Here is a 14033-nt window from a genome sequence, read left to right on the forward strand (position 1 = left end):
CATGGACCACACGGCGGTGCTCGCCCTCTACGACCGGGACATGCGCGAGGGCGCCCGGCCCGACGGCCCCGGAGCCCGGGTCGAACGCGCCGGGCGCGTGGTGCGCCAGGTCGCCGACGCGCACGGCTGGAACGGCGTCCTCTGGTCGGACCTGGACGAGTCGACCGCGGACGCGGCCATCGCCGAACAGATCGGCTGCTTCACGGGGCTCGGCCGCGACTTCGAGTGGAAGCTGTACGGCCACGACCACCCCCTCGACCTCGGCCCCCGGCTCCTGGCCGCCGGATTCCGGGCCGAACCCGAGGAGACGCTGATGGCCGTCGAGGTCAACCGGCTGTCGTACGACGCCGAGCCGCCCGACGGACTCCGCGTCGTCACCGCCACCGACCCGGCCGGCGTCGACCTCGTGGTGGAGGTGCACGAGAAGGCCTTCGGCACCGACGGCACCCGGCTGCGCCACCGGCTGCTCGACCGGCTGGCCGCCGACCCGGACAGCGTCGTCGCCGTGGTCGCGCTGGCCGGTGACGAGCCGGTCAGCGCGGCCCGCATGGAACTGGTGCCGGGCACCCGGTTCGCCGGACTGTGGGGCGGCGGCACCGTCGCGGCCTGGCGCGGACGCGGCGTCTACCGTGCCCTGGTCGCCCATCGCGCCCGCGTCGCCGCCGCCCACGGGTACCGCTATCTGCAGGTCGACGCCTCGCCCATGAGCCGCCCGATCCTGGAACGCCTCGGCTTCCACGCGCTGAGCACCACGACCCCGTACACGTACGGAAGCTGAACCGGGGCCGGCGGCTTTGCCCCCGCGTGCCGCCGCCGGCGTCAGTGGCGCACCCGGGCCCGGTCCAGCGCGGCGATGCCCAGTGCCGCCAGGGCGATCTGGATGAACCACTCGATCCAGTCGGGACCCTTGGTGTCGGCCACCCCGAACCCGGCCGCGAGCGCCGAACCCAGGAGCGCCGCCACGATGCCGACCAGGATGGTCCACAGGATGCCGATGTGCTGCCGTCCCGGGACGACCAGCCGCCCCAGCACACCGATGACGAGCCCGATGACGATGGCACTGATGATGCCTGAGATCTCCATCTCCGCCCCTCTTCCTCAGTAACGGTCACCGTCCCGGTGCCCGCAGAAAGCGGAGGCAGTCCGCTCCGGTTATTGCCGGGACTTTCTGTTCACCCACCCGTCATGCCATGTACCTTTCAACCGATCGACGCGTGTAGAACGCTCAACCCGGTTCTACGCGCGCAGACTTGGCGCCCGCACCGCCTCTACCCCACCTTCACGGAGGTTCGCCGGATGCTTGGATCCGAGAGATCCCGTCGCAGATTCACCACGGTCCTGGCCGGATTCGGGCTGCTCGTCACGGGAGCGGCCCTCCAGTTCAGCACCGCCGCCACCCCCGCGGCCGCGGCCACCACGCACCGCGTCCTGTTCGACAACGCCCACGCCGAGACGGCGGGCAACGCCGACTGGATCATCTCCACCAGTCAGCCCGACCCGCTCGGCCAGAACCCCTCCCCGTCCTCCGAGACCGACTGGACCGGCGCCCTGTCCTCCTGGGGCGTCGCGCTGCAGAAGACCGGCGCCTACAGCCTGAAGACGCTGCCCTCGGGCTCCAGCCTCAGCTACGGCGGCTCGTCCTCGACCGACCTGTCGAACTTCGACACCCTGGTCCTGCCGGAGCCGAACACGCTGTTCACGACGGCGGAGAAGACCGCCATCATGAACTTCGTCAAGAACGGCGGCGGTCTGTTCATGATCTCCGACCACACCGGAGCCGACCGCAACAACGACGGCTACGACGCGGTCAAGATCCTCAACGACCTGATGACCAACAACAGCGTCGACTCCTCCGACCCGTTCGGCTTCTCGATCGACTCGCTGAACATCGCCTCCGGTTACCCGGCCGCCATCAGCGACAGCACGGACCCGGTCCTGCACGGCTCCTTCGGCACGGTCACCAAGAGCCTCATCGCCAACGGCACCACCGCGACCCTCAAGCCCTCCGACAACCCGGCCGTCAAGGGTCTGCTCTACCGCTCCGGTTACTCGGGCAACACCGGTGCCTTCTTCCTGACCAGCACCTTCGGCAGCGGCCGGGTCGCGTTCTGGGGTGACAGCTCACCGATCGACGACGGCACCGGACAGTCCGGCAACACCCTGTACGACGGCTGGAACGACTCAGGCGCCACCAACGCGGCCCTCGCCCTCAACGCCACGGCCTGGCTGGCCGGTTCGGGCGGCACCAGCGGAGGCGGCGGCGGTGGCGGAGGCGGCGGTGGCACCGGCACCTGCACCGCCGCGCAGCTCCTCGGCAACAACGGCTTCGAGTCGGGCAACAGCACCTGGAGCGCCAGCAGCGGCGTCATCACCAACTCCAGCGGTGAGCCGGCCCGCACGGGTTCGTACGACGCCTGGCTCGACGGCAACGGCACCGCGACCACCGACACCCTCTCCCAGTCGGTGGCCATCCCGTCCGGCTGCTCGGCGGCCCTGAGCTTCTACCTGCACGTCGACACCGCCGAAACGTCCACCAGCACCGCGTACGACACGCTCAAGGCGCAGGTCCTCAACAGCTCCGGCACGGTCCTGGGCACCCTGGCGACGTACTCGAACCTCGACGCCGCTTCCGGCTACACCCGGCACAGCTTCGACCTGAGCGGCTACGCCGGGCAGACCGTCACGCTCAAGTTCACCGGTACCGAGGGCTCCAAGCTCCAGACGTCGTTCGTCCTCGACGACACGGCGCTCGACGTGAGCTGACGCCCCGAGCCGGCACCCCGGGGCCCGGTGGGCGAGGGACACCACCCCCTCACCGGGCCCCGTGGCACTCGTCCGCCTCCGCGGGGTCACCGTACGCGAAGCCGCGCTCGGCCCCGGCCGGGGTGGCCGCGGCGCCGGTCAGCTGCCACGGGCTGGGGCCGGTGCCGTGGCGCCATGCCAGGAGGCCGGGGCCGTCCACGCAGACGATGCCGCACTGCCGCGCGTACTCCAGCGCGGGGTCCGTGAACTCACTCGTCGTCACCAGCGCCGCGACATCGGCCTCGTGGATGGTGAAACAGGTACCCCCGAAGCGCTGCATGTCCTGCGAACCCACTTTGTGGGCGTCGCCGTACTGTTTGCACTGGATGACCAGGCGCCGTCCGTCCGGTGTGAGCGCGAGGACGTCCGCCCCCAGATCGCCCGCGCCCCCCACCACCTCGACCTCCCGGCAGCCGTGGGCGGCGCAGAGATCGGCCACGGCTTCCTCGAAACCGTCGGGGTCCAGCTCGGCGTAGTCGGCCAGGCGCGCAAGCGGAACCGTGGCTTCGGCCCGGGGTTCCGCCGGCCGGGGGAACGTCTGGTCGATGGCCGTAACCCTGTCCGTTCCCGCCTGCGTCGACGCGGCGTCGGACGCTATCTCGGCCGCTTCCTCCAGCGCCCGGGCGGCCCGGCCGGCGCAGCGCGCGACGGACACCCTGCGCCACCCGGACCGGGACATCAGGACGCCCGCGACGCCGAGCGCGGCGAGGACGCCGGCCCACAGGGGGCGGTGCTCGACGATGCCGGCCGCCGTGCGCGCCAGGAACGCCAGGACGCAGAGGACGATCGCCAGCAGTACGAAGAACAGAGCGGTGGCGCGCAGGTCGAAGCGTCGTTCTCGGCGCGTACGGCGAACAGGGTGCGTCGGTATGGCCATCCCGGCTTCCTCCTGGGCAGTGAACGAAGATCAGTGATCTACGCATGCCCAAGATCGTGGAATGGTCTGCCTGTCACACCCAGAGGTCCTGGCTCGTGCACACACGCGCCCCCATGTTCCGCTCCATCATCCGCAGGGCCGCCCGCGCGAGATCCTCGTGGATGGGCGCGACCGCGTCCTTCGGGACGATCACGTCGAAATGGCGTATGTGGGCGTCCAGGGCCGAATAGAGCACGCACTGTTCGGTGACCTGTCCGCAGAGCACCAGCCGCTCGATGTCCTGCTGGTGCAGCAGGTACTGGAGCGGGGTGTCGTAGAAGACCGAGTGGCGGGTCTTGAGGACGAACAGGGAGTCCTCGTCGGGCCGCAGGGGTTCCACGAGATGGGCATGAGGTCCGGCGAGGGCGTTGTCGAGCAGTTCACCGTGATGGGAGCGCCACTCGCCGAAGTTGTCGTTGACGTAGATGACCGGCACCGAACGGCGCCGTGCGCGCTCCGCGAGGTCGGAGATGACCGGAACGACCGACTCGGCCGAGGGGAGCAGCAGCTCGGCGTCCTTGTGGTCGTACGTATTGATCATGTCGATGATGATCAGGGCGGTCTTGCTCACGGGCTCTGGTCTCCGTCCAGGGTGGCGGTGCGCCCCTTGGGGAAGCATTCACAACATTAGCCTCCCCAGGGGGTCGCGGCACCGCCTCACACCGCCGGCACGGTCCGCTCGTCGGTGTTCCAGCCGGAGATCCGCACCTGGGGTGACGACCCGTGCAGGTCCGCGGTGCGGTAGGTGGCGGTGAGCGTCACCGACTCGCCGGGCCACAGGCTGACCTCGTTGTCCGACCAGCGCACCGGCAGCACCGGCCGTCCCTGCGCGTCCACGAGGTGGACGTCCGTCAGCAGCGACGGAGTCCTCCCGCCGTCCGTGTTCCGTACGGTCACCGTGGTGGTCGACGTACCGTCCGCGGACCGCGTCGACGCCGTCGCCGCCACCGGCGCCTTCGCCATCGAGGCGAGTCCCGTCAGGTCGGCGTAGCTGGTCGTGGGCGTGTACCACCAGTCGGTGTGCGCCCAGTCGAGGGTGTCGGGCCCGGTCGAGAGCCAGTACACGTTCCGGCTCACCTCCCTGCCGACGCCGTCGGTCAGGACCAGCCGTGCCAGATACGTCGTGGACAGTCCGCTCACCGACGCCGGCAGGGTGAGTGCCGTGGTGTGCGCGCCGTCGCCGTTCACCCGTACACCGGTGACGGTCCTGTCGTACTTCTGGGTGCCGTCGGGGTCGAACAGCGTGGCCCGGGCGGTGAGTCCGGTGGCGGGGGAGTGCAGGTTGTCGACCACGACGACGGAGCGGTTGTCGTAGGAGTACTGGACGTGCAGCGGTTCGTTGGCCTTCTTCGCGCCGAAGTAGGCGCCGCCCTGGTCGAGGTAGCGGTCCATCAGCTGCCAGTGCAGGGACGTCCAGCCGCTGTTGAACATCCAGTAGATCACCCCGGTGGCCGGTCTCGAGGAGTCCGTCGCGCCTCGCCGGTAGGCCTCGTACTGGGCGCGGACGTTCTCGTACTGGGCCAGCTGTGCCTTGCGTACGTAGTCGGCGAGGCTCGTCGGGGCGCCGTAGCGGCCGGTGAGGGCGTCGTCGTAGAGCTTGAGGGTGCCGAAGGTGGCGGACGGCGAGCGGTGGTACTGCTGGGCGTCCGGGTTCTCCCAGAGGGTGTCGAGTTCGGCCGGGGTCATCATGCGGCGCAGGGTGTCGAGGGTGGGGATGTCGGGGCCGGCGCTGGTCTCGGAGTTGAAGCCGGTGGCGCCGCCCTCACGCTTGGCGTACCAGTAGCCGGGCGGGACCCAGTCGTAGGGGCCGGTCATCTTCATGCCCGAACCGCCCAGCCGGGGCGCGGACTTGTCGGAGGCGGCGGCCACCACGGGAGCGGTCCAGTCGGCCGCCTTCAGCGCGTCCAGGTAGGTCTTCTCGATCTTCGCGTCGGGCGCGAAGTCGCTGCCGACCAGGAAGGAGATCACGCTCGGGTGGTCGCGCAGCCGGGCGGCCTCGGCGGCCATCGACGCCGACGCGACCGGGTAGTCGGCGTCGGTCCACTTGTCCCCCTTCTCGTCGCCGTTGACGTTGCCCTCCCACTTGTCACAGCACTCCCATCCCGGCAGCGTGAGGATGCCGTACCGGTCGGCGAGGTCGAAGAACTCGTCGGGCTCCAGGTGTCCTTCCAGACGGATGGTGTTCAGACCCAGGTCGAGGGCGTACTTCAGCCGGTCCTCGGCATAGGTGCGGTCCCAGCGCAGGAACTCGTCCGGCGACCAGCCACCGCCCCTGATCAGCAGCGCGCGGCCGTTGATCCGGTACTGGCGGGCGCCGTCGGCGTTCAGGGGAGCCTGTACGTCACGGATGCCGAAGGTGTCGTGGGCGGTGTCCGAGACCGCGCCGGAGACGGACGCGGTGAGGTCGAGGTCGTAGAGCGGCTGTCCGCCCATGCCGGCCGGCCACCACACCCGGGGGGCGGTCAGGTGCAGGCCGGGGGTGTCGGCGGGGGTGAAGGTGACGGTCTTCGTCTCGTGCGCGGCGAGCCGCACCGTCGTGGCGAGGTCCGTGCCGCCGACGCTGCCCGTCACCTCCGCCGTCACCGGGGCACCGGAGTCGTTGCGCGCCTGTGCCCTGACCGTCAGGTCGGCGGTGGCCAGTGACGGCACGGCCAGCCGGGTCACCACGTGCGCGTCCCTCAGGGCGACGGGGCCGCCGCGCCGGACGAGGACGTCACGGACGATGCCCATGTTCTGGTCGGGGGGCGGCTGGAGCCAGTCTATCCAGCCCATGGTCAGGTCCTTGTTCGGGTCGTTGGGCCGGACACGGAAGGCGACCGTGTTCGTGCCGGGCCCGACCAGCGAGGTGATGTCCAGCTCGTGGTGGGTGTAGGCGCCGGTGACGTCCGCGGCCCCGGCGGCCCGGTGGCCGTCCACGTAGACGTCGGCCGCCGAGATCACCCCGCTGAAGTCGAGATACGTGCGCCGACTGGTGTCCGTGACGGTGAAGTCGGAGCGGTACCACCACGGGACCTGGAAGTCGGCCTTCGGAATGTCGCGCAGGCGGGTGGAGAAGAACGGGTCGGCGTACACGCCGTCGGCGAGGAGCGCGGCGAGGACGGTGGAGCGGGGGCCGGCCGGGTACCAGCCGGTCGCCGGGTAGCCGGGGGAGGAGACGGCCTCGGCCGGGTCGCCCACCTTCGCCGTGGACTGGATCGCGTAGCCGGACAGGGGGGTGGCGGTTCCGGCGGTGGCCGGTACGTGGGTCGGCCGGACGGACGGGTGCGGCGGGGACGGGTCCCGGACTGCGGCCCCGGCGCTGGTGCCGAGCGAACACAGCAGGCCCAGGGCGACGGCGGCCGTGACGAGACGGCGGCGGGCGGCGGGGCGACGGAACACGGCGGTCTCCAGCCTCGTAAAGTTAGGAAACTTTACTAACTCGCTTCAAGCTAGGGCGCGGAGTGCGGGGTGTCAATCACCGGGGCTGTCGCGAAAGCCGCCGTCAGGACTGGGACGCCCGGCGTTCGAACACCAGGTCCCGGGCCGTTCCCAGGGCCGTGGCCACCGCGCCGAGGAGCACCGCGTCCTCGCCGAGCCCGCTCGCGGCGACCCTCGGGCGCAGCGGCGTGAGGGTGCGCAGGTGCTCGCGGACCGGGCGCAGCAGCAGGTCCACGCTGTGGCCGACGCCGCCGCCCAGCACCACTAGGTCGGGGTCGAGTACGGCGGCGGCCGCGGCCACCGTGTGCGCGATCCGCTCGCCCTCCAGGCGCACCGCCTCGACCGCGGCCGGATCGCCCTGCCGGGCCGCGTCGAAGACCGCCTTCGCGGTGAGCTGCCCTCGCATCCCGAACCGCCGGGCCGCCTCCACCACGGCCAACCCGGACACCGCGTCCTCCAGCCGCTCCGGCTTCTGCCGCCCCGGCCAGGGCAGGAAACCGATCTCCCCGGCCAGCCCGTGCGCGCCCGTGAACAGCCGTCCCTCGCTGACCACGCCCATTCCGAGACCGGTGCCGATCAGGATGTACGCGAACAGCCGGCTGCCCGCGCCGACGCCGAACGCGTACTCGCCCAGCGCGGCCAGGTTGGCGTCGTTGTGCACCTCCAGCGGGAGGCCCAGTTCCTCCCGCATCCGGTCGAACAGGCCGGCGCGGCCCCAGCCCGGCAGGTGCATCGCGTAGCGGACCCGCCGCCGCTCCTCGTCGTACACCCCGGGCGTGCCCACCACTCCGTGCACCACCTCGGCCGGGTCCACCCCGGAGCCCGCGACGACCTGGCGGGCGGTGCCCACGACCAGCTCGGCCATGGCGCCGGAGGTCCGGGCCCGGTTGCGTACGTCGGAGCGGGCGACCACGCTGCCGTCCAGGTCGGCGACCGCCACCCGCAGCCAGCTGCGGCCGACGTCCACGCCCAGCACATGGCCGGCGGCCGGATCGGGGGCGTAGAGCACGGCGGTACGGCCCCGCTCGGGGGCGTGTGTGCCGACCTCGTGGACCAGTCCGGCCGCCGCCAGCGAGGCCAGCGCGCTCGACACGGTCGGCTTGGACAGGCCGCTCTCACGGGCCAGTTGGGCGCGGGAGGCGGCGCCGAGGGAGCGCAGCCGGTCCAGCAGCATCCGCTCGTTGGTGCTGCGCAGGCGCTGCCGGTTCCAGGGCTGTCCCGGCTGCTCTACGGCATCACTGGCGGGCATCTCACCATTCTCGTGCATGGGCGGCGCGTACTTGACGCATCTAGTAAAACTCCTTAACTATGTCGGCCACTCGGTCACTCGGCCCCGCCGGGCGAGTCCCTCCCTGCAGCGCGTCAGGAGTCCCCATGTCCGGTAGCCCGCCACCCTCGGGTGGCTTCCTCCGCCGTGTCGGCCTGTTCCAGGCCACGGCCATCAACATGAGCCAGATGTGCGGCATCGGTCCGTTCGTCACGATCCCGCTGATGGTCGCCGCGTTCGGCGGCCCGCAGGCGGTCATCGGCTTCGTCGCGGGCGCGGTGCTGGCCCTGTGCGACGGTCTGGTCTGGGCCGAACTGGGCGCCGCGATGCCCGGCTCCGGCGGCAGCTACGTCTACCTCCGCCAGGCCTTCCAGTACCGCACCGGGCGCCTGATGCCGTTCCTGTTCGTATGGACGGCGATGCTCTTCATCCCGCTGATCATGTCCACGGGCGTGGTCGGCTTCGTGCAGTACCTCGGCTACCTCGCGCCCGGCCTGGGACAGACCTCCGGCGACCTGACCGGGCTCGGCGTCATCGCCCTGGTGGTGCTGCTGCTGTGGCGCGGCATCGAGCACATCGCCCGCATCACCGCCGTGATGTGGGTCGTGATGATCGCCTCCGTGCTGCTGGTGATCGTCGCCGCGGCCGGCGACTTCAGCCCTCACCTGGCCTTCACCTACCCGGCCCACGCCTTCGACCTGACCAGCAACCACTTCTGGATCGGCTTCGCGGCCGGCCTGACCATCGGCATCTACGACTACCTCGGCTACAACACCACCGCCTACATGGGCGCCGAGATCAAGGACCCCGGCCGGATCCTGCCGCGCTCCGTCATCCTCTCCATCGTCGGCATCATGGCGATCTACCTGATGCTGCAGATCGGCACCCTCGGCGTCATCGACTGGCGGCGGATGGCTGACCCGCACGACATCGCCTCCACCTCGGTGGCCTCCGCGGTGCTGGAGAAGACCTGGGGCAAGGGCGCCGCCGACACGGTGACCGTGCTGATCCTGGTCACCGCGTTCGCGTCGGTGTTCACCGGCCTTCTGGGCGGCTCCCGGGTCCCCTACGACGCCGCCCGCGACCGCGTGTTCTTCCGCCCCTACGAGAAGCTGCACCCCCGCCACCGCTTCCCGACGCTGGGCCTGGCGACCATGGGCGTGATCACCGCGGTCGGCTTCCTGATCGGCCGCCACACGGACCTGGCGACCCTGATCCAGCTGCTCACCACGGTGATGGTGATCGTCCAGGCGCTGGCCCAGATCATCGCGCTGACCGTGCTGCGACGGCGGCAGCCGACACTGCGCCGGCCCTACCGGATGTGGCTCTACCCCCTGCCGAGCATCCTCGCCCTGGTCGGCTGGTGCGTGATCTACGGCTACGCCGACAAGAACTCCCCGGGCCGCCACCCCATCGAGTGGTCCCTGGCCTGGCTCGCCCTCGGCTGTGCGGCCTTCGCGGTCTGGGCGCGGCTGGAGAAGGTGTGGCCGTTCGGGGAACGGGAGATCAGCGAGGAGTACGTCTCCGGGCGGGCGCCGGACGTCGAGCCGGCCGGCACCTGACCCCAACAGCCGTTCCATACGCTACAGTTACTTCCATCTGTCAGCCTCCCCGGTCGGATACGCTTCGGCCGGGGAGGCTTTTTTCATGCCAGATTCCATGCCAGATGCCATGCCGGATCTCTTGTCGCAGACCTCCGGGCCGGACGTGTCCGTTCGCCCCGCGCATCCGTCCGACAAGCCCACCGTGGAACGGTTGTGGCTGATGTTCCGTCACGACCTCTCCGAGCCCCGGGGGGTCCTGCCCCATCCCGACGGGAGCTTCCGCAGCGAGTGGGTGGAGGCCGCCTTCACCGAGCCGGGCTGGGCGCCCTATCTGCTGACCTGCGGCGAACGGCCCGCGGGACTGGCCTTCGTGCGGGGGCTGACCGGCCCGACACACGTCCTCAACAGCTTCTTCGTGGTGCGGGGGGCCAGACGGCAGGGGGTCGGACTGCGTGCCGTGCGGCAGGTGCTGGCCCGGCACCCGGGGCGGTGGGAGATCGCCTTCCAGCACGACAATCCGCCCGCCGTGGGCTTCTGGCGCCGGGTCGCCCGCGAGGTCGCCGGGGACGCCTGGACGGAGGAGCTGAGGCCGGTACCGGACCGGCCCGAGCTGCCGCCGGACGCCTGGATCTCGTTCGCCGTGGCGGACTGAGGAGCCGGCCGGCCTCCGGCAGGGGGAGGCCGGTCCGCTCGCGCGGACCGGCCCCACCGGTTCCTTTCAGGGCCTCGGGACGCTCTTCGCCGCCGTACCGGCGCACATCAGCCCGAGGAGGATCGCCAGCGCGCCGATGACGATGTTGTTGACCACCACACCGGTGTCCGGGCTGCTGCCCACCACCCACGGCGCGATGATCATCCAGACACCCATGGCGCACATGGCCCAGCTGAGGCCGTACATCCGCGCGGGGGCCGAGGTGAATCCCAGGGCCAGCAGGCCTATCGCGATGCCCACGATCAGGTTGTGGGTCACCAGCGCCGGCTGGCTCAGCGTGTAGTGCAGGATCCACGGGGATGCCGCGCAGTACAGACCGAGCAGGAACACCGGTCCGTCCACGAGCGCCACATCACGGCCGCCGAGCATGCGGGCGTAGCGTTCCCGCATTTCGGAGGCATCCGGGTGGCTCGTTATGTCACCTCTGGGGTGCGAGAGGTTGGCCATGGCTTGGTCTCCTTCGACTGGCAGGCCCGACCGCGCGGTGCGGTATGCGGTAAGCGCCGCTTGCCTCCATTCTGCTCTTATTCAACCTTTATGTGTAGATGCGTTCATGTGCGGATACGTCTATGCGGAGATGCGTCCGCGGGCCTGTCTGAACCGGGCCAGCCCTTCGGCGAGGTCCACGACCGGCTCCGGGTAGTCGAGCGCCGCCCGTTCCGCACCCGGCAGTTTCCAGGGCTCGTGCACCGAACCGTCCGCCAGCGAGGCCAGTTCCGGCACCCAGCGCCGGACGTAACCGCCCTGCGGGTCGTACCGCCTGGCCTGGAGGACCGGGTTCAGGACGCGGTTCGGGCGGGTGTCGGTGCCGGTGCCGGCCATCCACTGCCAGTTCAGCTGGTTGTTGGCCACGTCGCCGTCGACCAGGAGGTCCAGGAAGTGCCGGGCGCCCACCCGCCAGTCCACGTAGAGCGTCTTCACCAGGAAACTCGCGGCCAGCAGCCGGGCCCGGCCGGGCATCCAGCCCTCGTGACGGAGCTGGCGCATGCCCGCGTCGACGACCGGATAGCCGGTGCGGCCCTCCCGCCACGCCTCGATGTCCTCGCGGGCCGTCCGCTCCGTGCGCCAGCGGTCGTGCCGCGTGCGGTAGTCGGCGGTGGCCGCCTGCGGCCGGGCGGCCAGCACCTGCCGGTGGAAGTCGCGCCAGGCGAGCTGCCGGACGAACGCCTCCGCGCCCGGGCCGGCCGCCCGCCGGCACCGGTGCACCAGCTCGACGGGGGAGAGGGTGCCGAAGTGCAGGTGCGGGGAGAGCCGGGAGGTCGCGTCGCCGGCCAGGTCGTCGTGGCGGTCCTCGTACCCGGCGAGACCGGAGCGCAGCCAGGCGGTCATCCGCCTGCGGCCCACCGCCTCGCCCCCCGCGGCCAGCCCGGCGGACACCCCGCGAACGGCCGAACGCGAGGGCGGTTCCTCGGAGCCGATGCCGTCCGGGACCCGGACCGTGCGGGGCGCGCCCAGGGTGTCGCGCTGCCGGTGTACCGCCCATCGCCGGAAGTACGGGGTGAACACCGCGAAGTGGTCCGAGGCGCCGGGGGTCAGCGCGCCGGGCGCGACGGCCGACGTCACGGTGTCGTGGACGTGCAGCCGGCGCCCGTCGGCCGCCAGCGCGCGGCGCAGCCGCTCCTCGCGGCGCTGCGCGTAGCCGCTGACGTCGGCCGCCATGTGCACCTCGTCGGCGTCCGCCGCGCCGGCCACCTCGCACACCTGTGCCACCGGGTCCCCCGACCGGACGACCAGCCGGCCGCCGCGCTCGCGCAGCCCCGCGTCCAGCGCGCCCAGGCAGTCGGCCAGGAACGCCGTCCGGTTCGGCGCCGTGAACCCGGCGCGCTCGATACCGGTGTCCCGTACGAACAGGGGCACCACGGCGGCCGAGCGCTCCAGGGCGGCCCGCAGCGGCGGATGGTCGTGCAGACGCAGGTCGGCGGTGAACAGGACGACCGAGACGTTCGAGACGTTCATGGTGTGGCTCCGGGGCGCGGTGAGAAGGCGGAGGGCGGTCGGTCAACTGCTTCCGCCTCACCGGCTCCCCTGACCGTGGGCGGCCCCGCGTTCCCTCTCCCGGGTGAACGCGACGGCGCGACTCCAGGCCGGGGGACATGACAGCACCGAACCCGGGCAGCCGAATGACACGGCATCCGAAGGACTCGTCGGTTCTCGACCCAGGAGGTGTTCACCGCGATGAGCGCGAAGGTGTTGGAACGGTTCCCCGCCGGGTCTCCCCGTGGCTCATGGCCGGCCGAGGAGTACGCGGCCGCGCGCCGCGCCGAGGGCGAGGCCGCCACCGTGATCATGGATTTGAAGTCCGACGCCTTCCTCGTCGTGGTGCCGCAGGACGACGACTGAGGGTACGTCCCACGGGCTCGCTCACCCGGCCGGGCCGGGGGCTTCGGTCAGCGTCCCGCCCAGCTCCCGGGCCCGGCGCACGAACGCCCCGTACAGGTCCCGGGCGGCGCGCGGCACCGAATCGGCCCGGCGGCGGTGCAGCATCAGCCGGACCCGGGTGGTGTCCCCGGCGATCGGCCGGTAGGTGATCGTGCCGCCGCGCTCCAACGGGTCCCCGATCACGCTGAAGTCCGGCAGCACCGTCGCTCCGAGGCCCTCCGCCACCATCAGCTTGCCCATCTCCGCCCCGTCCGTGGAACAGGAGAAGGCCGGGGCCCGGCCGTCGAGCAGACGGTGGACGTAGCGGTGCATCACATAGCCGGCCCGCATCGCGATCAGCGGCTCGGAGAGCAGGTCGTCCGGTGTCACCGCCGACCGGGACGCGAGCGGACTGCCGGGACGCACGCACACCACCGGACGGCCCCGCAGCAGCTCCGTGGCCTCGAACCCGGCCGGTGTGTCGTCCCCGTCCAGGTGGTTGACCAGCCCCAGGTCGAAACCGCCCTCCGCCAGCGCCCGGTGGATCTCCGTCTGCTGGGCGCCCACCACCTTGACCTGGGTGACCGGATGCGTGGCACGGAAGTCCCGCACCACCGGAACTAGCAGCGGCACGGTCGCCGCGTTGACCGTGCCGACGCGCACCATACGGCTGATGCGGTGCTGCTCGCCCGCCGCCGACCGCAGCCGGTCCACCGCCTCCAGCACGGTCAGGATGTGCGGCAGCAGCTCCCTTCCCGCGGCGCTCATCGTCGCCCCCGACCGTTTGCGCTCCAACAGGTCGACGCCCAGCTCGCGTTCCAGATTGCGCACGGTCTCGCTCAACGCGGGCTGCGACAGGCGCAGTTCGTCGGCCGCCCGGCGCAGTGAGCCGAGCCGGGTAACGGCCGCTATGTATTCCAGCTGTTCGGTCCGCACCGCCGCAGAATGCGGGTGCCGCAGCGGACCGTTCAAGGGTTTTCCTGTCACACCTTCGTGAAATTCAATGGTCCGCGATAC

At 71.3% G+C, this 14033-nt stretch carries 13 protein-coding genes; 5 read left to right on the plus strand and 8 right to left on the minus strand.

The features are described 5' to 3' along the window. The first annotated feature begins 1 nt into the window (after position 1). A complete protein-coding gene (locus tag ACFYMM_RS31415; protein ID WP_388392581.1) occupies positions 2-778 on the plus strand; it encodes a GNAT family N-acetyltransferase in 777 nt (258 codons plus the stop codon). 41 nt (positions 779-819) lie between these two features. Here the strand turns inward: ACFYMM_RS31415 and ACFYMM_RS31420 are convergent, their stop codons facing one another. Beyond that, on the minus strand, positions 820-1083 hold the full coding sequence (locus ACFYMM_RS31420; protein WP_388392583.1) for a GlsB/YeaQ/YmgE family stress response membrane protein: 264 nt from the start codon (positions 1081-1083) through the stop codon (positions 820-822). Between the two features lie 213 nt (positions 1084-1296). Here ACFYMM_RS31420 and ACFYMM_RS31425 point away from each other — a divergent pair, with 213 nt between their 5' ends. Then, the gene (locus tag ACFYMM_RS31425; RefSeq protein ID WP_388392586.1) at positions 1297-2763 is read left to right on the plus strand and encodes a hydrolase; all 1467 of its coding nucleotides are present in this window, start codon (positions 1297-1299) and stop codon (positions 2761-2763) included. 49 nt (positions 2764-2812) lie between these two features. Here ACFYMM_RS31425 and ACFYMM_RS31430 read toward each other — a convergent pair whose 3' ends face one another. The 4 genes from ACFYMM_RS31430 to ACFYMM_RS31445 form a co-directional block, all read right to left on the minus strand. After that, complete coding sequence (locus tag ACFYMM_RS31430; RefSeq protein ID WP_388392588.1) at positions 2813-3679, minus strand: restriction endonuclease; 867 nt, start codon at positions 3677-3679, stop codon at positions 2813-2815. A 73-nt stretch (positions 3680-3752) separates the two neighbouring features. Continuing rightward, complete coding sequence (locus tag ACFYMM_RS31435; protein ID WP_388392591.1) at positions 3753-4289, minus strand: cysteine hydrolase family protein; 537 nt, start codon at positions 4287-4289, stop codon at positions 3753-3755. 86 nt (positions 4290-4375) lie between these two features. Next, entirely contained in the window at positions 4376-7096 is a 2721-nt protein-coding gene (locus tag ACFYMM_RS31440; RefSeq protein ID WP_388392593.1) for an exo-beta-D-glucosaminidase, read from the minus strand. A 103-nt stretch (positions 7097-7199) separates the two neighbouring features. Continuing rightward, positions 7200-8384, minus strand: a complete 1185-nt coding sequence (locus ACFYMM_RS31445; RefSeq protein WP_388392595.1) for an ROK family protein — start codon at positions 8382-8384, stop codon at positions 7200-7202. Between the two features lie 125 nt (positions 8385-8509). Here ACFYMM_RS31445 and ACFYMM_RS31450 point away from each other — a divergent pair, with 125 nt between their 5' ends. Together ACFYMM_RS31450 and ACFYMM_RS31455 are read left to right on the plus strand one after the other, a co-directional pair. Beyond that, a complete protein-coding gene (locus ACFYMM_RS31450) occupies positions 8510-9964 on the plus strand; it encodes an APC family permease (protein ID WP_388392598.1) in 1455 nt (484 codons plus the stop codon). A 109-nt stretch (positions 9965-10073) separates the two neighbouring features. Then, the gene (locus ACFYMM_RS31455) at positions 10074-10598 is read left to right on the plus strand and encodes a GNAT family N-acetyltransferase (protein WP_388392601.1); all 525 of its coding nucleotides are present in this window, start codon (positions 10074-10076) and stop codon (positions 10596-10598) included. A gap of 66 nt (positions 10599-10664) precedes the next feature. Here the strand turns inward: ACFYMM_RS31455 and ACFYMM_RS31460 are convergent, their stop codons facing one another. Both ACFYMM_RS31460 and ACFYMM_RS31465 read right to left on the minus strand, forming a co-directional pair. Continuing rightward, positions 10665-11105, minus strand: a complete 441-nt coding sequence (locus tag ACFYMM_RS31460; protein ID WP_388392603.1) for an SPW repeat protein — start codon at positions 11103-11105, stop codon at positions 10665-10667. A gap of 120 nt (positions 11106-11225) precedes the next feature. Continuing rightward, a complete protein-coding gene (locus ACFYMM_RS31465) occupies positions 11226-12614 on the minus strand; it encodes a cryptochrome/photolyase family protein (protein WP_388392607.1) in 1389 nt (462 codons plus the stop codon). Between the two features lie 219 nt (positions 12615-12833). Here ACFYMM_RS31465 and ACFYMM_RS31470 point away from each other — a divergent pair, with 219 nt between their 5' ends. After that, positions 12834-12998: a hypothetical protein gene (locus tag ACFYMM_RS31470; protein ID WP_388392610.1), complete on the plus strand. Its 165-nt coding sequence runs from the start codon at positions 12834-12836 to the stop codon at positions 12996-12998. 21 nt (positions 12999-13019) lie between these two features. On the opposite strand, the gene ACFYMM_RS31475 is transcribed toward ACFYMM_RS31470, so the two are convergent. After that, positions 13020-13952, minus strand: a complete 933-nt coding sequence (locus ACFYMM_RS31475; RefSeq protein ID WP_388392612.1) for a LysR family transcriptional regulator — start codon at positions 13950-13952, stop codon at positions 13020-13022. Positions 13953-14033: the final 81 nt, after the last annotated feature.

The organism is Streptomyces sp. NPDC006739 (genome assembly GCF_042869815.1).
In the GTDB taxonomy this organism is placed as follows: Bacteria; Actinomycetota; Actinomycetes; order Streptomycetales; family Streptomycetaceae; genus Streptomyces.